The sequence below is a fragment of the Staphylococcus auricularis genome, from assembly GCF_001500315.1.
GTDB classification, from domain to species: domain Bacteria; phylum Bacillota; class Bacilli; order Staphylococcales; family Staphylococcaceae; genus Staphylococcus; species Staphylococcus auricularis.
The window spans coordinates 14398-29815 of the sequence record NZ_LLER01000002.1; the positions used below are offsets into that span (position 1 = coordinate 14398).

The window sequence follows — 15418 nt, forward strand, 5'->3', positions numbered from 1 at the left end:
AGACATGATTAACAGCTTCATAAACCTAAAAATTCGTATTGCGCCATCATTCAACGATGGGTGATACGAATTTTTTATACATTATTTTAATATATTCCGTTGTGATTCATAAAATTTATTTTTTGAGAGAAAATGAATGGCTTAAACTTTACATAAAGTTTAGTTTGAAATAAAGTTTAAATCATATTCGTACGTTATACTTTGTGTAACACCTTGTCGAATAGTGAGAAATAAAATAGAGAAAACAACATGTGTTGTGAAGTTTGGATTCATTGAAGAGAGAAAATCCATTTAGGGGTGAGGGTATGTCATTTTATGATTTCGCTGTTGATTTTATCGGTGATGACACGCCGTTAGGTACACTGGCTCTGTCAATCACCTTGGATAAAGATTTTCCTAGAAATGAAACAAATCATCAAAGACTGAGTGATTACTTTTACGGTACATATGTAGACCACGAATTGCTAGAAATAGCAAATCGTGCTTTAAGTTTATATCTATATAATAAAGCGGTAGAATTTTAATTAAGATTCGTAGCACCAATTTTGTGCAGTGAGCGCGTCCCACACGTCTTGGGTTTTGAAGTTGATTTCATCGTTGTATTCATTAAAAGGCTCTAATATACCTTGACGCATCCAACTATTAATTAATGCATTCGGTACACCATCTAAGACCATTTCACTTTTGCTAACTAACAAACACTCCCATTCTAATGAAATATTTGTAAGGTTTACATATTTACATGTATCTAGCTCTTGCAACGGTCTCCCTCCTTATTATTGAAGTTCGTGTATTAAGTTTTACCCATGTTGGCGGGAATAAAACCAGATTTAGGGAATTTGTAAAAAAACAGTAAAACTTTTTTCATTTAGTTTCATTTCGAGACATAGCTAGGGTTTACACCTTTTATTATACCAAAAAATCACTTTAAATGTTAAAAATATATAAAGACATCGCACAACTAAAATAAAAATTTAGAAGTAGGGAATATAAATATATAGATCACATTGGGAATGAAGACGAGGTGCACACACCTTGTCTTTTTGTGGTGAAATCGTTTTAAAAATCTTTGTATCGGTGGATGGATTATGCTATACTAGATCCACAACGATAAATGAAATAAAATATTATTACACTGAAGGGAATGTCAATGAAACTAGAAGAACATGCACAAATTTTACCTGGAGTCTTAACGTCACGGATTGTGGAAGACGAAGCGGGGATGCGTTATAAACTTTACGACAATCATGACTTTTATAAAGATGTATTTGCGCATGTCCCGGTGAAAGTGACACCGAAATATGTCAATGTCGCAGAGAAGAGTGCGAAAGTGATTGTGAAACATGGGAATGTTGTGATCAACTTAACACTCCAAAGAGCTGCGATGGTACATAATGATAACGCAACATTTTTAACCTTTAATTATGCACGCGTAGAATTGAATGATGAGATTGATCCACGATACTTTGTTTATTGGTTTAATCGTTCTAAAGAAGCACAGAATCAAATTTATCGTGCGGTCCAAAGCGGCACACAGACCAAAAAGATATCCATCAGCAGTATACGCGCGATGCACATCACGTTTCCTTCTATAGAGGAACAACGCATTATTGGGAAATTATTTGAAGCAAAAGCAAAAATGAAATTATTGAAACAACAACGCTATGATTTGGAAATGAAATACTTATCCGCAACATTATTTTAATTACTGGAGGAACAAATATGTCAGTCACTGAGAAACAGCGCCAGCAACAAGCTGAATTACACAAACATTTATGGAATATAGCGAATGAATTAAGAGGGAATATGGATGCGAGTGAATTTCGTAATTATATCCTCGGGTTGATCTTCTATCGCTTCCTATCAGAGAAAGCAGAAGAAGAGGTCGCAGAGGCACTTGCAGATGAAGATGTGGAATATGATGAAGCATGGGAAGACGATGAATACCGCGATGATTTAAAAGAAGAACTGCTAGATAATGTCGGTTATTACATCGAACCTCAAGATCTCTTTAGTACGATGGTGAAAGAAATCGAAAACCAAACGTTTGATATCGAACATTTATCACAAGCGATCCGAAAAGTTGAAACATCAACACTCGGACAAGATAGTGAAGAAGACTTTATCGGTCTCTTCAGTGATATGGATTTAAGCTCTACGCGTTTAGGAAATACCGTTAAAGAACGTACACAGCTTATTAGTAAAGTCATCGCTCACTTATCTGAAATACCTTTTGTTCATAGTGATATGGAAATCGATATGTTAGGTGACGCTTACGAATACCTCATCGGTCGCTTTGCGGCAAGCGCTGGTAAAAAAGCAGGGGAATTCTATACACCGCAACAAGTGTCTAAAATTTTAGCCAAAATCGTGACGCTTGGTCATGATAAATTAAGAAACGTCTATGACCCTACATGCGGTTCAGGCTCACTCCTACTTCGTGTCGGTAAAGAAGCAACAGTTTATCGTTATAATGGTCAAGAACGCAACAACACCACATATAACTTGGCGCGAATGAACATGTTGCTTCACGATGTACGTTATGAAAACTTTGATATTTACAACGGCGATACATTAGAAAATCCAGCATTTGAAGAAGAAAAATTCGATGCCGTAGTAGCCAATCCACCTTATAGTGCGAAATGGTCAGCAGATTCAAAATTTAATAATGATGAACGTTTCAGCAGCTACGGTAAACTCGCACCTAAATCTAAAGCCGACTTTGCCTTCGTTCAACATATGATTCATTATCTTGATGATGACGGTACGATGGCGGTTGTGCTTCCACATGGTGTGTTATTCCGTGGGGCTGCAGAAGGTACCATCCGTCAATATCTCATTGAAGAGAAAAATTATTTAGATGCGGTCATCGGCTTACCAGCTAATATCTTCTATGGAACAAGTATTCCAACATGTATTCTCGTATTTAAAAAATGTCGTAAAGCCGATCAAGATTTGCTATTTATTGATGCATCTAATGAATTTGAAAAAGGTAAAAACCAAAACCACTTAACCGACGAACAAGTTGAGAAAATCGTCAATACGTATGCGGAGAGAGAAACGATTGATAAATACAGCTACGCTGCTACGTTAGATGAAATTGAAGAAAACGACTACAACCTCAACATCCCACGCTACGTCGATACTTTTGAAGAAGAAGAACCTATCGATTTAGAACAAGTCCAACAAGACATTAACGACATCGATGATCAAATCGTAGACATTGAAAACGAAATCAACGGTTACCTCAAAGAACTAGGAGTGGCACAACATGACTGATGAAACAAAGCACGTACCAGAACTTAGATTTCCAGAGTTTAAAGATGAGTGGGTAAAAAATGAGATAGGAAAATATATTGATGAAATAAGAAAATTTGATACGCAACAAGATTCAGGTTTCCCAGTAGTTACTTCTTCAAGAAGAGTCTTATATAAACAGGATAATTATTTCGACGGGGAACGAGAATTTAGCAAGAAGAATGTTTTATATAGCGTAGTTCCACCTAATATGATTACTTATAGACATATGAGTGATGACAATATATTCAAATTTAATATAAATTTTTTTAATGAAAACGTACTTGTTAGTAAGGAATATCCAGTTTTTGATGTAAATGAATATGCAGATAAATTTTTTATCTTTTATGAACTGAATAACAATATTAGATTTTTGAAATTTTGCATTAAGCAAAAAAAGGGTGGAACTAGAACACGTTTGTATTTTAATGTTTTAAAAAAATATCAAACTTTTATTCCACATAAATCGGAACAACAAAAAATTGGTGATTTCTTCAGTAAACTCGACCGTCAAATTGAACTTGAAGAGCAAAAACTTGAGCAATTAGAAGCTCAGAAAAAAGGCTATATGCAAAAAATATTCTCACAAGAATTAAGATTTAAAGATGAGGATGGAAATGATTATCCCGAGTGGAAAGTTGAACAAATAGATAATATACTTTCTGAAAGAAAAACTTATCAAAAAAAAGAAAGTAATATACCACATGCAACTCTTTCTACTAATGGTATAAGTTTAAAAAGTGAACGATATGATAGAGATTTTTTAGTTAAAGATAAAAATAAGAAGTATAAAATCAGCAATAAAGATGACATTTGTTATAACCCTGCTAACTTAAAATTTGGTGTTATAACTAGAAATAAAATTGGGACAGTTATTTTTTCACCTATTCATATAACTTTTGAAGTTAATGAGAATTATGATCCTATTTTTATCGAAAAGATGATTACTAGATGGGATTTTATAAATAAAATTAGAAAGTTTGAAGAGGGTACTGTTTATGAAAGGATGGCAGTAAAACCTGAAGATTTCTTAACTTATGAAACGGCTATTCCATTTTTAGAAGAACAACAAAAAATAGGTGATTTCTTTAACGATTTTGACATATTAATCGAAAAGCAATCTCAAAAAATCGATTTACTCAAACAGCGTAAGCAAGGTTTCTTACAAAAAATGTTTGTTTAATTAAAAATAACCACAAAAATAAATGGGTCGGGACAGTCTCGTCGTGATTGGATTCATTAATATGAATATCCAACCATTACGAGGTGTCCCGACTTTTTTGTTATAAAGATACAAATAATAATCCGAAGCCAATGCAGCTGACGGCGAGTGCAAAGAAGTTTGCGAGTCGATCGCCGCGGATGAGCGCAAAGATATTAAATAGTACTACACCTAAGATAAATAGGCTGCATGCAATTTCGACATAGTTCCCTTTAAATACATCATTTAACACCAATAACGGTAAACTTAATGTCAGTAATGCGAGTAATAATGACAATAACGTTGTCGCATGTTTCAAAGTGTCCACTCCTCTTCTTCTCATTTCTTCATTATGGACAGGTGGAAATGAAATCTTTTTCTAAACAAACTCAGCGTTATTATATTGAATTTTTATTTGTTTGACAAATGTGAAGATGTGTTCCTTTGTTGAATCTTTTTTTAAACAGTAGCGATAGGGAATATTATGTCGAAGTGCAAATGGGCTTATTTATAAGTGATAGCTCAACCAGTGTTCATCAATGTAGTTGGAGTCGAGCTTGCGTGCGTTAGGTTCAAAGGCTAACATTTCGAAGTTATGTTGACTAAAGAATATTTTGGCGCTGATGTTATTAGAGGCAACGGATGTTAATAAGATTTCGATGTGCTTAGAGTTACAGAGTTCAATGATGTGATCAAATAATGCGGTAGCGATGATTTCTTCTTCTATGGTTGAGGTTGTTTTCGTAGCTAAGTTCTCCAAGTAAGCTTTGTGTTGTTCTCCTGATGATAGTAACAGTTTGAGACTGATGATACCAACCAGCTCTTCTCCATCGAAGGCACCGATGAATTGGTAGTTGAAGATGTGATTGGTGAGCAAAGTGGTGATGTAATCTTCTACAGAATCTTTAGATGTGTACAGGTTCCATGCGTAGACTTTGCATTTTTTCTTCGTACAGAGTTCAAGAAACTGTGTGTGGTTTAAGATTTCTTTTTGCGTTATAGTTCGAATTTCTAACATTGTAAACTTCACTCCTAATTGAAAAAACGTAACCATAAAGAATAAGAAATTTCAGATAATTAAACTTATCATAAAGGATAACTCTGTGGAGGACAACAGTATTTTTAAAATAATTTAGAAAATCTACATTAGAAGAGGTGAAATAATGAAAAATGTTCATACTTAATTCACAATTACATAGAGATAGGTCAGAAATGAGTGGAGAACTGCAGAAAAGTGAAAAAGTTTGTATTTGGCTTCATGCCTTTCATTTTCAAAAACAATATAAAAAAAGCGACTGAAAGACGAGTAGCAAATCTTTCAATCGCTCCTATTAACGTAAGTCGTGTATGATGCGTTGAAGTGAATTAACCTTCGACTTCAACGCTTAAGTTTGCTTCAATGTTACCGTTTGTTGCTTTAGAGTAAGGGCAGAATTCGTGTGCTTCTTGTAAATATTGTTCAGCGTCTTCTTGAGATACGACGTCTTTTACTTTAGCGTGAATGTCTACGCTTAATTTAGGACTTTCAACATCTGGATTAGGATCGTCTTCTAATCTAACTGTTAAAGTTACTTCTGGTTCTGCGCCTCTTACATTGTGTTGTTTTAAGATTAAATCGAACGCACCGTTGAAGCAAGATGCGTAACCTGCTGCGAATAATTGTTCAGGGTTTGTACCTTTTTCTGAATCTGCTTGAGCTGGAGGTATCACTGCTGTGTCAATCGCTTTATCGTCTGTATGCACATGACCGTTACGGCCACCAGTATTAATTGCTTTTGTTTCATATTGTACTGCCATTATTAAAACCTCCTAATTGTATTGCTTAATCTATGTCTACCCGGTAGCAACTTCGTTTAATCATGAGAGGGTTACTTCAACAATTAAATAAAGCGCTTTAATTACTGTCAGAACTTGACTATTTCATGTACAATAAAATTAAGCAAACGTACGAGAGAAAGGGTGGTTTGATGTCACACGTGGACATTGCGGTCACGATTGCACCAGCGCAACAACTCACAGATTCAATGCTCAGTGATTTGCACCAGTATCAAGCCGCTTACGATATCATTGAACTGCGTATAGATCAGTGGGAAAGTAATCCGATTGCGTTGCTAGAACGTGTGATTGAACAACTTACTTCGCTACAATTAGAAAAACGATTGCTTGTCACGTATCGCACGAAAGCACAAGGTGGTGCAGGTCAGTTAGAAGGGCAAGACTATTTGGAACTACTTCAACAATTATCAACATTTGAAGCGGTCGATATGATTGATGTGGAGTTTGATAAAGCCGCCGATAAAAATGCGTTAATTGACGTGGTTCAACAATTAGGTGAAACGCAAGAGGTCATCGTCTCATATCATGACTTTAATGGTACACCGACGTTAGATGAGCTGAAGCATCTATACTATCAAATGCATAAATTGAGCCCAGACTATTTAAAAGTCGCAGTGATGCCGAAAGATGCTCAAGACGTGTTGAACTTACTGTCAGCGATGGAACTGTCACAACGCACATTACCGCAGCATATCGTGGGTATTGCGATGTCTCAATTAGGTTTAGTCACACGTACCGCACAAGGTGTCTTTGGTGGCAGTATCTCGTATGGTTGTCTCGACGAACCGAAAGCGCCAGGTCAAATCCATGTCGAGAAGCTTAAGCAGTATTTAACAATGTATCGTTAATTTGATACGATACATAGAGTGATTTTTTATATTAATATCCTTTAAGAAGGGGCGAAAATAGATGGAATTACAAGAAGCAATTGCGAACAGAAGAAGTTATAAAAAATATAAACGTGATATGCAAATCGATGATGATGCATTACATGAAGCAATCAAACAAGCAGCCGATGCACCGAACCATAAATTCAGAGAACCTTGGAAAGTCGTTCATGTAACGAAAGATCATTTAGGTGACATGAGTAAACAATTATCACAAATTGCTTATCCAAACGATCCAGAAAAACAACAAAACCACTACAACGATGTAACAAAATTAGGCGGTATGCTCGTTGTTACCGCTCAACAAGATCCACGCCAAAAACAAAATCTTGAAAACTTCATGGCTGTGGGCGCATTTACACAAAACTTGCTCCTATTATTACATGAAGCAGGTATCGGTTCATGCTGGAAAACACCAACATTCATCTTTAATCCTGAAGTTAAAGAAATGTTTAATGTAGCAGCAGATGAAAGTATTGTTGGCTTCATCTATTTAACTGATATGGAAGAACGTGTGATGCATCGTAAACGTCATACAGACGATATCATTCGTACATTTTAAGCATTAAAAAGAGGCCGGGAACATCAATATATGTCCTGGCCTCTATTATATATTTGAATTCAATTATTTATTGAATGTGTCGTTTAAGAATGATTCGACTTGTTCTGGTGATTTGGCATTTGCTGAATGTAAGTGCGCTAATTTTTCACCGTTTTTGAAAACGAGTAGACTTGGGATACCCATCACTTCATTTTCTTCAGCGAGTGATTCGAATTGGTCACGGTCTACAGCATACCAGTTATAGTCATTATATTTTTCAATGATTGGATCAATCCAAAGATCCATTGCTTTACAATCGCGGCACCAGTCGGCTTCGAATTTGACAATCACGGGTTGATCGCTATTGATGACTTCTTTAAAGTTGTCTGTTGATTGAATTGCTTGCATGTATTGTATGCTCCTTTATACAAATTTGTCTTTATTATAACGGACAATGCTCATAAAGAAAAAAATATAGCTTAAAAAAAGAGATTTTTATTTTTTATTTTGATATATTAATGTTAATAAAAAGAGGAGGTACAGTTAATGATCAAATTTTATCACTACAAGAATTGTACGACATGTAAGAAAGCTGCCAAATTTTTAGACACTTATGGCGTGAGCTATGAACCGATCGATATCGTGCAACATACGCCGACTAAAAGAGAGTTTGAAGATATTCTTGAAAAAACACAGCTCGACATCAATAAATTATTCAATACCCGTGGTGCGAAATATCGTGAGCTCGGTCTCAAGGATAAATTAAAATCCATGTCAGATGATGAAAAGCTTGAATTATTAGCGTCTGACGGCATGTTGATTAAACGTCCATTAGCTGTAACTGATGATAAAGCGACGGTTGGTTTCAACGAACAACAATATCAAGACGCATGGGTAAACTAACAACAGAGATCGCTCAAAGTATTGTAAACGCTTAACAGAGCGCGGTGAACGAAAAGTTTATGCAAATTTTTTTGTTTAAAAAGTTGCTTGTAAATATATCATGTGGCATCATTAAGTATGTAAATAGATATTTTTTAGGAGGGGAATTTACGTGTCAGTACCAAGTGAATTAAAGTACACTAAAGAACATGAATGGGTAAAAGTAGATGGAAACGTTGCAACAATCGGTATTACTGAATACGCACAAAACGAATTAGGTGACATCGTATTCGTTGAATTACCAGAAGAAGACGACGAAGTTTCAGAAGGGGATTCTTTTGGTAGCGTAGAATCAGTTAAAACTGTTTCTGAACTTTATGCACCTATCAATGGTAAAGTAACAGAAATTAACGAAGAATTAGAAGACAGTCCAGAATTTGTCAATGAATCACCATATGACAAAGCTTGGATGGTAAAAGTCGAAGTAGAAGACGAAAGCGAATTTGATAACTTATTATCTGCAGACGACTACTCTGAATTAATCGGTGAATAATCACCTGATTCATCCGTCGACTGAGATATAAATTGAAAGATCTTACTTGATTTGGGAGCGGGCCAGAGATTTGCGTGACTCACGTAGATTTCTGTTCTGCTCCTATTTTTTGCGTACATTTTCCACGAGAAAAGGGATGTCTATGCGATGTCTCGTGCTTTTCCTTTTAAACGATATATTAAGACATTGTTAATATTGCTTTAAGCGGAACAGTTTAAATGGACATTTAAAATTAAAACTATTACGCTTGAAGTAGCACAACGATGTTTACAAATACACCAATATGAGAAAAGTAAAGTTGTAGTTAAACATAACTTATTAGAGGTGGATTGCATGAGCATACTCAATAAAGTGATTATTGTCGAAGGCAAGTCTGATAAGAAACGTGTAAAGCAAGTCATAGACGAACCCGTCCAAATCATATGTACGCACGGTACGATGAGCGTGGATAAGCTTGATAACATGATAGAATCATTATATGATCATCAAGTGTACATCTTAGTCGACTCTGACTGTGAAGGTGAAAAAATCCGCAAATGGTTCAAACGTTATTTAAGTGAAAGTAAGCATATACGCGTGGATAAACAGTATTGTGAAGTGGCAAACTGCCCGAAACCTTACTTATCCAAAGTCCTTAGTAAACATGGTTTCCAAGTCCAAGATGAAGAACAAAAAGCTAAAGAACAATTAGCGTATATTGCAGAAAGGGTAAGTTTATTAACATGACATCAATCAGTGATCAATTAACCAATCCAGAACAGAATTTTTCAGAGGATAAGCACTTGATATTCGGTTATACACCGACATGCGGCACCTGTAAAATTTCTGAACGAATGCTGGATGTTGCCAACGAGCTGGCGCAACTGCCACTTATAAAGTTGGATTTAAACTTTCATCCCGAATTCAGCCAACAATTCGAAATCCAATCGGTGCCGGTGTTGTTGATCATGTCGCAAGATCAAGAATGCGACCGTGTTTATGCGTTCCAATCCGTCCCCGATTTGTTAGAAAAATTAAAATAGTTGTTGACGAATCTTGAGCGTGATGATAGGATATATATTAATCAAATAAAAGTAACTCTTATCGAGAGAGGTGGAGGGATGTGCCCTGCGAAGCCCGGCAACCGTCTTATAAAGAAATGGTGCCAATTCACATAAAGTTAACGCCGTTTAACTTTTGAAGATGAGAGAAGGTTAAATGATGCTTTCTCTTATATTCAGAGGAAGCATCTTTTTTATTTGAGAATCAAGGTAAGGAGGTATGGCATTGCGATGATTGAATTAAACCAAGTTGTGAAAAAATATCATACGAAAAAGCAAGACGTCCTCGCTGTGGATCACGTAGATTTAAACATCCAGTCGGGTTCCATTTTCGGCGTGATTGGTTTTTCTGGTGCAGGGAAGAGTACGCTAGTCAGAATGTTTAATCTGCTAGAACGTCCGACTTCTGGCGATATTATCATCGATGGCGAGAATATTGGACAACTTTCCAAAGCCGCACTCAGAAAGAAACGGCAGAAGGTCAGTATGATTTTCCAACATTTTAACTTATTATGGTCACGTACAGTGCTTCAAAATATTATGTTTCCGTTAGAAATTGCTGGTGTGAACCGCAATGAAGCGAAGAAACGAGCAGCAGATTTAGTCGAATTAGTAGGATTGAAAGGAAGAGAGTCAGCGTATCCTTCAGAACTGTCGGGTGGGCAGAAACAACGTGTCGGTATCGCTAGAGCGCTCGCAAACGAACCAAATGTGCTGTTGTGTGATGAAGCAACAAGCGCGCTCGATCCACAAACTACAGATGAAATTTTAGAATTATTATTAAAAATCAAAAATGAGCGAAAATTAACAATCATCATTATTACGCATGAAATGCATGTCATACGTCGAATTTGCGATGAAGTCGCAGTCATGGATAGCGGTCATGTCATCGAACAAGGTACCGTGAAAGAAGTATTTGAAAATCCTGAACATGAAGTGACACGTCGCTTCGTTAAAGACGATTTAAACGATAACTTTGAAACCGCGATTGATGAATTCGTCGATTTATCGCCTAATGAGTATGTAGTGAGATTAAACTTTACGGGTGACAATACGACTAAGCCCATCATTTCATACATAACGAAGACGCAGCATATCGACGTGAATATCCTCGAAGCAGACATCAAACACAGTAAAGATGGAGCGATTGGTTTCCTTCTCGTGAAACTGTCTGCGTTAGACACAGACCAATTCGAGGACTTTAAATCTTATTTAGAATCACAACAAGTAACGGTGGAGGTGTTGAAACATGGATAATTCTTTAGGTGGACTCCTCCAAGAAATGTTAACAATGCCGAATGTAAGATGGGATGACGTTTGGGTAGCGACTTATGAAACACTCTATATGACAGTGATTTCAACGATTTTCGCATTTATCTTTGGATTGATTTTAGGTGTCTTACTCTTTCTTTCAGCGAAAAGTAAATCCAAAGTCGCACGCGTGTTTTATAGTATCGTTTCCTTCATTGTAAACTTGTTCCGTGCCATTCCGTTCATCATTTTGATCTTGTTATTAATTCCATTTACAAGCTTGGTACTCGGCACAATCAGTGGTCCAACTGGTGCATTACCGGCACTCATTATCGGTTCAGCACCATTCTACGCACGCTTAGTTGAAATTGCTTTTAAAGAAATTGACAAAGGGGTTATTGAAGCTGCTTGGTCAATGGGTGCAAATACTTGGACGGTTGTTAGAAAAGTATTAATTCCAGAAGCAACACCAGCTCTTGTATCTGGTATTACCGTTACAGCGATCGCACTCGTTGGATCTACAGCGATTGCCGGGGTTATCGGTGCAGGTGGTTTAGGTAACTTAGCATACTTAACAGGTTTCACACGAAATCAAAACGACGTCATATTAGTTTCAACGATTCTAATCTTAATTATTGTATTTATAATCCAATTCCTAGGTGATTGGTTTACAAATAAACTAGACAAACGATGAAAAACAAAGGGGAGATTTAATTATGAAAAAGATTTTAAGTTTAGTAGTTTTATTTATTGTAGGTGTAACATTAGCTGCTTGTGGTAACGACGGTGACTCTAAAGAGAATAAAACAATCACAGTTGGGGCTTCTCCAGCACCACACGCTGAAATTTTAGAACAAGCCAAACCGATTTTAGAAGATAAAGGTTACGACCTTAAAATTAAAACAATCAACGACTACACTACGCCAAACAAATTATTAGATAAAGGTGAATTGGACGCCAACTTCTTCCAACACACACCTTACTTAAACACTGAGAAAAAAGACAAAAACTACAAAATTGAAGCTGCAGGTGACGTTCACTTAGAACCAATGGCTGTATACTCTAAAAAATATAAAAGCTTAAAAGATTTACCAGAAGGTGCAACAGTTTACGTTTCTAACAACCCAGCAGAAGAAGGACGTTTCTTAAAATTCTTCGTTGACGCTGACTTAATTAAATTGAAAAAAGGCGTTAAAATTCAAGATGCTAAATTCGACGACATTGTAGAAAACAAAAAAGACATCAAATTCAACAACAAACAATCTGCAGAATACTTACCTAAGATTTATCAAAACGAAGATGCTGACGCAGTTATCATCAACTCAAACTTCGCAATCGACCAAAAATTAAGTCCTAAGAAAGACTCAATCGTCTTAGAAAAAGCAGAAGACAACCCTTACTCTAACTTAATCGCAGTTAAAGAAGGACACAAAGATGACGACAGCATCAAAGCATTAGTTGATGCATTACAATCTAAAGAAATCAAAGATTACATCAACAAACAATACGATGGTGCAGTAGTACCAGCGAAATAATAAGAAGTAGAGGCTGAGACGAGACGTCATAGCTTCAGAGAAAAAGCAGTGGTTATTGATTTAACCACTGCTTTTTTCGTTTCTTTATGAGATTTTGGAGGCGTTTCTTTATTACATGGGCCCCTGGACTTTTCATAGTAACTATAGCGCCTATGTAGTGTTTAATAGTGACAAGTCTAAATATATTGATGACATTTTAATGGTTATTACAAAAAAGAGGCCAGATGATGTATCATCTGACCTTCAGCTAAAAGCTGAGAATATGTCATTCTATGAAAGAATGAAGCCGGAATGGTTACCGAGAATTTGTTAACTAAGTATACTAAAAGAAATGTGATTAATCAACTAGAAAAGTATTTTATCTTGAGTTGTTCTTCGATTCTACTCATGTCTTCTTGTGATATTTTAAATGTCCCAGTAGGATCAGAATCATTTATTTTACTTATACGTCTCTTGCTAATAGTAGTGATTGCTGAGATATTAGCATATGTTTCTTTACCTTTGTGATTATAATAAATCCCTATTACTGTTCTAAGTTCTTCAATTTTTTGGTTTAAATCAGACAATAGGTTCTTATCTTGAGAACTAAAGTTAATATCATTTTGGGCAACTCTATATTTTTGAGCTAACTTATTTACTTTACTGCTGGTACTAAGGATTTGCTTTTTTAAATTATCGACTGTCAAGTTTAGAACTGACTCTTTTAACTTCAAATAATTTTTATTGTTTTTTGAAGACAGAGGTAATATGGTAACTGTTTCTTTACCTTTATTATCTTTATTATCTAATACTACACAAAAGTGATTACCTGAGAATTCACTGCCTATGTTGCTCCCTAATTTTGTATATACAACAGTCCCTTTACTATAGTATTTATAAAACCTTTTTTTATCGTTTGTAACGTCATTATATATTGCATATGAATAAAACTCTAGCCAATGAGGCATATACATAACCTTTATGTTTTTGGAATTTGATTTTATATAAGATTGTTTGAGTTTATTGTTTGATTTATTTAATTTGGTTTTTGCTAAATTAATATTTTGGCATCTACTACAATACTCCTAATTATTATATTATTCTTTTTATCACTAAACCTATGTTAAGTATTACTACTACTAAAATCAGCACAAGTACAGTGAATATAAACGTATAAGATGTTTGCTGAAATTGTCATAATTACACTCCTATTCTGAAAATTTTACTGAGGGGGTTAAAACTAGTAACTTTTTAGATGATGTGTTAGATTCAATGATATAAAATGAAGACTTTTTAAAGTGGGGCTATGTACAATAATATCATGTTCTTTCAATAACTCAGTAAAATAAAAGTAACTGCAGTAGTAGGGAGTCAAAAATCATCAGTAAACAGCTAAGAAAAATTAGTTTGAGTAAAAAGATTGCAGTTATAGCTGCAGTAAATTTTATGGTAGTACTAAGATAGAGGTGATACTATTCCTAAATCTCAACAAATTATTTTAGCTATTTTTTTAGTATTATTAGGTTTTAATGTGGCCTTACCTCTCATTGGCGCCTATTTTCAAATTGAACTATTACAGTTTGATTCAATTCTTGTTAAAGCCCTTGATGGTATAACTATACTTATAGCTATCGTATTTGTATATAGACAAATTAAGCGAAAAGGTATTTAGAAGCTATTAACTGTTTTTTCTTTTATGAGTATTAGTTCTTAGTAACTAAAAAAAGTGACCCTCTCTAACTGATATTGTTGGAGAGGGTTATTTTAGGTTAATAAATCAAATAAAGTATCGGCAACATAGGTTTCCATAAAAGCTGCGATAATAATGTACGGTAATGCAATTGAAAAATACATTTTCAACAAGTCGGTAAATGCTACTTTAACAGATATAGTTTGACTTTTATCGTGTTTAAAAAAAGAAATAATCTTATTTATAATCGCTTTGTTGAAAAGGAATAACCCACTGGCTACCACGCATAAGCCAATAACTTCAAGAATGAAGTGGGGCAGAGAAGAAATTATCATCATACTTCCTTTAAAGGCATCTAAACTTATCGCAAATCCAAGGGCAATGCCAGTTAAGATAGATGTACTCAAGATATTAATATAGTACAAAAAGGGGATAGGAATGATTGCTAAGATGAGCATTTGAAATGGGACTCTGAAGCCGTTGTTAATAATATAGTTCAAGATTTTTTCTAAGCCAGACGCTTCATTACTATTAAGATTTGTGTCAGAAAGCATATTGTTAAATGTTTCTGCAGAGGGACTGAAGATAATTGCTAATATCACTGTAATGGTAGTGATTAGTATTGACACGATAAAGAACTTTAATGTTCTTTTGATATAGGTGTTATCTTGAATTTTAAGCATTGTTAAATCCCTTCACTTAAAGTTGTTATCGCTTTGAATGTTA

At 35.2% G+C, this 15418-nt stretch carries 20 protein-coding genes and 1 riboswitch; of the genes, 13 read left to right on the forward strand and 7 right to left on the reverse strand.

Features of this window, described 5'->3' with window-relative positions:
* Positions 1–305: 305 nt before the first annotated feature.
* A complete protein-coding gene (locus APS80_RS00730; protein WP_059106370.1) occupies positions 306–524 on the forward strand; it encodes a YozE family protein in 219 nt (72 codons plus the stop codon).
* Here the strand turns inward: APS80_RS00730 and APS80_RS00735 are convergent, their stop codons facing one another.
* The gene (locus APS80_RS00735; protein WP_059106371.1) at positions 525–761 is read right to left on the reverse strand and encodes a hypothetical protein; all 237 of its coding nucleotides are present in this window, start codon (positions 759–761) and stop codon (positions 525–527) included.
* A 389-nt stretch (positions 762–1150) separates the two neighbouring features.
* Between APS80_RS00735 and APS80_RS00740 the strand changes: the two genes are divergently transcribed.
* The 3 genes from APS80_RS00740 to APS80_RS00750 are packed head-to-tail and all read left to right on the forward strand — an operon-like array spanning position 1151 to position 4480.
* Positions 1151–1705 (forward strand): restriction endonuclease subunit S, encoded by a 555-nt coding sequence (locus tag APS80_RS00740; protein WP_059106372.1) that lies wholly within the window; start codon positions 1151–1153, stop codon positions 1703–1705.
* Between the two features lie 17 nt (positions 1706–1722).
* On the forward strand, positions 1723–3279 hold the full coding sequence (locus tag APS80_RS00745) for a type I restriction-modification system subunit M (RefSeq protein ID WP_059106373.1): 1557 nt from the start codon (positions 1723–1725) through the stop codon (positions 3277–3279).
* Positions 3272–4480 carry a restriction endonuclease subunit S gene (locus APS80_RS00750; RefSeq protein ID WP_059106374.1) on the forward strand — a complete coding sequence of 403 codons (1209 nt, stop codon included), beginning with the start codon at positions 3272–3274 and terminating at the stop codon, positions 4478–4480. Before APS80_RS00745 ends, APS80_RS00750 begins: the two co-directional genes overlap by 8 nt.
* 100 nt (positions 4481–4580) lie before the next feature.
* Here the strand turns inward: APS80_RS00750 and APS80_RS00755 are convergent, their stop codons facing one another.
* The 3 genes from APS80_RS00755 to APS80_RS00765 all read right to left on the reverse strand — a co-directional run bounded on the left by APS80_RS00755 (position 4581) and on the right by APS80_RS00765 (position 6295).
* Positions 4581–4817 (reverse strand): hypothetical protein, encoded by a 237-nt coding sequence (locus tag APS80_RS00755; RefSeq protein WP_059106375.1) that lies wholly within the window; start codon positions 4815–4817, stop codon positions 4581–4583.
* A 189-nt stretch (positions 4818–5006) separates the two neighbouring features.
* Positions 5007–5516 carry a GNAT family N-acetyltransferase gene (locus APS80_RS00760; protein ID WP_059106376.1) on the reverse strand — a complete coding sequence of 170 codons (510 nt, stop codon included), beginning with the start codon at positions 5514–5516 and terminating at the stop codon, positions 5007–5009.
* Between the two features lie 347 nt (positions 5517–5863).
* Positions 5864–6295, reverse strand: a complete 432-nt coding sequence (locus APS80_RS00765) for an organic hydroperoxide resistance protein (RefSeq protein WP_059106377.1) — start codon at positions 6293–6295, stop codon at positions 5864–5866.
* A gap of 170 nt (positions 6296–6465) precedes the next feature.
* Here APS80_RS00765 and aroD point away from each other — a divergent pair, with 170 nt between their 5' ends.
* Both aroD and APS80_RS00775 read left to right on the forward strand, forming a co-directional pair.
* Positions 6466–7182, forward strand: a complete 717-nt coding sequence (gene aroD / locus APS80_RS00770) for a type I 3-dehydroquinate dehydratase (RefSeq protein ID WP_059106378.1) — start codon at positions 6466–6468, stop codon at positions 7180–7182.
* Positions 7183–7243: 61 nt separating this feature from the next.
* Complete coding sequence (locus tag APS80_RS00775; protein WP_059106379.1) at positions 7244–7783, forward strand: nitroreductase family protein; 540 nt, start codon at positions 7244–7246, stop codon at positions 7781–7783.
* Positions 7784–7846: 63 nt separating this feature from the next.
* Here the strand turns inward: APS80_RS00775 and APS80_RS00780 are convergent, their stop codons facing one another.
* Entirely contained in the window at positions 7847–8170 is a 324-nt protein-coding gene (locus tag APS80_RS00780) for a thioredoxin family protein (RefSeq protein WP_059106380.1), read from the reverse strand.
* Positions 8171–8308: 138 nt separating this feature from the next.
* Between APS80_RS00780 and APS80_RS00785 the strand changes: the two genes are divergently transcribed.
* The 7 genes from APS80_RS00785 (at position 8309) to APS80_RS00815 (ending at position 13023) form a co-directional block, all read left to right on the forward strand.
* Positions 8309–8665, forward strand: coding sequence for an arsenate reductase family protein (locus tag APS80_RS00785; protein WP_059106381.1), 357 nt, complete (start codon positions 8309–8311; stop codon positions 8663–8665).
* A 151-nt stretch (positions 8666–8816) separates the two neighbouring features.
* The gene (gene gcvH / locus APS80_RS00790; RefSeq protein WP_059106382.1) at positions 8817–9197 is read left to right on the forward strand and encodes a glycine cleavage system protein GcvH; all 381 of its coding nucleotides are present in this window, start codon (positions 8817–8819) and stop codon (positions 9195–9197) included.
* 333 nt (positions 9198–9530) lie between these two features.
* A complete protein-coding gene (locus APS80_RS00795) occupies positions 9531–9923 on the forward strand; it encodes a toprim domain-containing protein (protein WP_059106383.1) in 393 nt (130 codons plus the stop codon).
* Positions 9920–10219 carry a thioredoxin family protein gene (locus tag APS80_RS00800; protein WP_059106384.1) on the forward strand — a complete coding sequence of 100 codons (300 nt, stop codon included), beginning with the start codon at positions 9920–9922 and terminating at the stop codon, positions 10217–10219. The genes APS80_RS00795 and APS80_RS00800 overlap by 4 nt, the downstream gene beginning before the upstream one ends.
* Before the next feature lie 55 nt (positions 10220–10274).
* A riboswitch (SAM riboswitch) is annotated at positions 10275–10386 on the forward strand.
* Between the two features lie 82 nt (positions 10387–10468).
* A complete protein-coding gene (locus APS80_RS00805; protein WP_059106385.1) occupies positions 10469–11494 on the forward strand; it encodes a methionine ABC transporter ATP-binding protein in 1026 nt (341 codons plus the stop codon).
* The gene (locus APS80_RS00810; RefSeq protein ID WP_059106386.1) at positions 11487–12182 is read left to right on the forward strand and encodes a methionine ABC transporter permease; all 696 of its coding nucleotides are present in this window, start codon (positions 11487–11489) and stop codon (positions 12180–12182) included. The genes APS80_RS00805 and APS80_RS00810 overlap by 8 nt, the downstream gene beginning before the upstream one ends.
* Before the next feature lie 22 nt (positions 12183–12204).
* On the forward strand, positions 12205–13023 hold the full coding sequence (locus APS80_RS00815; protein ID WP_059106387.1) for a MetQ/NlpA family ABC transporter substrate-binding protein: 819 nt from the start codon (positions 12205–12207) through the stop codon (positions 13021–13023).
* Between the two features lie 341 nt (positions 13024–13364).
* Here APS80_RS00815 and APS80_RS00825 read toward each other — a convergent pair whose 3' ends face one another.
* On the reverse strand, positions 13365–14063 hold the full coding sequence (locus APS80_RS00825; RefSeq protein WP_059106389.1) for a type II toxin-antitoxin system PemK/MazF family toxin: 699 nt from the start codon (positions 14061–14063) through the stop codon (positions 13365–13367).
* Positions 14064–14766: 703 nt separating this feature from the next.
* Positions 14767–15375, reverse strand: a complete 609-nt coding sequence (locus APS80_RS00830) for a stage II sporulation protein M (RefSeq protein WP_059106390.1) — start codon at positions 15373–15375, stop codon at positions 14767–14769.
* Between the last annotated feature and the right edge of the window lie 43 nt (positions 15376–15418).

Bases quoted from the DNA above. Each gene is read 5' to 3' on its own strand.
- APS80_RS00730 (WP_059106370.1), top strand. From the start codon at position 306: ATGTCATTTTATGATTTCGCTGTTGATTTTATCGGTGATGACACGCCG.
- APS80_RS00740 (WP_059106372.1), top strand. From the start codon at position 1,151: ATGAAACTAGAAGAACATGCACAAATTTTACCTGGAGTCTTAACGTCA.
- APS80_RS00745 (WP_059106373.1), top strand. From the start codon at position 1,723: ATGTCAGTCACTGAGAAACAGCGCCAGCAACAAGCTGAATTACACAAA.
- APS80_RS00750 (WP_059106374.1), top strand. From the start codon at position 3,272: ATGACTGATGAAACAAAGCACGTACCAGAACTTAGATTTCCAGAGTTT.
- APS80_RS00760 (WP_059106376.1), bottom strand. From the start codon at position 5,516: ATGTTAGAAATTCGAACTATAACGCAAAAAGAAATCTTAAACCACACA.
- APS80_RS00765 (WP_059106377.1), bottom strand. From the start codon at position 6,295: ATGGCAGTACAATATGAAACAAAAGCAATTAATACTGGTGGCCGTAAC.
- aroD (WP_059106378.1), top strand. From the start codon at position 6,466: ATGTCACACGTGGACATTGCGGTCACGATTGCACCAGCGCAACAACTC.
- APS80_RS00775 (WP_059106379.1), top strand. From the start codon at position 7,244: ATGGAATTACAAGAAGCAATTGCGAACAGAAGAAGTTATAAAAAATAT.
- APS80_RS00780 (WP_059106380.1), bottom strand. From the start codon at position 8,170: ATGCAAGCAATTCAATCAACAGACAACTTTAAAGAAGTCATCAATAGC.
- APS80_RS00785 (WP_059106381.1), top strand. From the start codon at position 8,309: ATGATCAAATTTTATCACTACAAGAATTGTACGACATGTAAGAAAGCT.
- APS80_RS00795 (WP_059106383.1), top strand. From the start codon at position 9,531: ATGAGCATACTCAATAAAGTGATTATTGTCGAAGGCAAGTCTGATAAG.
- APS80_RS00800 (WP_059106384.1), top strand. From the start codon at position 9,920: ATGACATCAATCAGTGATCAATTAACCAATCCAGAACAGAATTTTTCA.
- APS80_RS00805 (WP_059106385.1), top strand. From the start codon at position 10,469: ATGATTGAATTAAACCAAGTTGTGAAAAAATATCATACGAAAAAGCAA.
- APS80_RS00810 (WP_059106386.1), top strand. From the start codon at position 11,487: ATGGATAATTCTTTAGGTGGACTCCTCCAAGAAATGTTAACAATGCCG.
- APS80_RS00815 (WP_059106387.1), top strand. From the start codon at position 12,205: ATGAAAAAGATTTTAAGTTTAGTAGTTTTATTTATTGTAGGTGTAACA.
- APS80_RS00830 (WP_059106390.1), bottom strand. From the start codon at position 15,375: ATGCTTAAAATTCAAGATAACACCTATATCAAAAGAACATTAAAGTTC.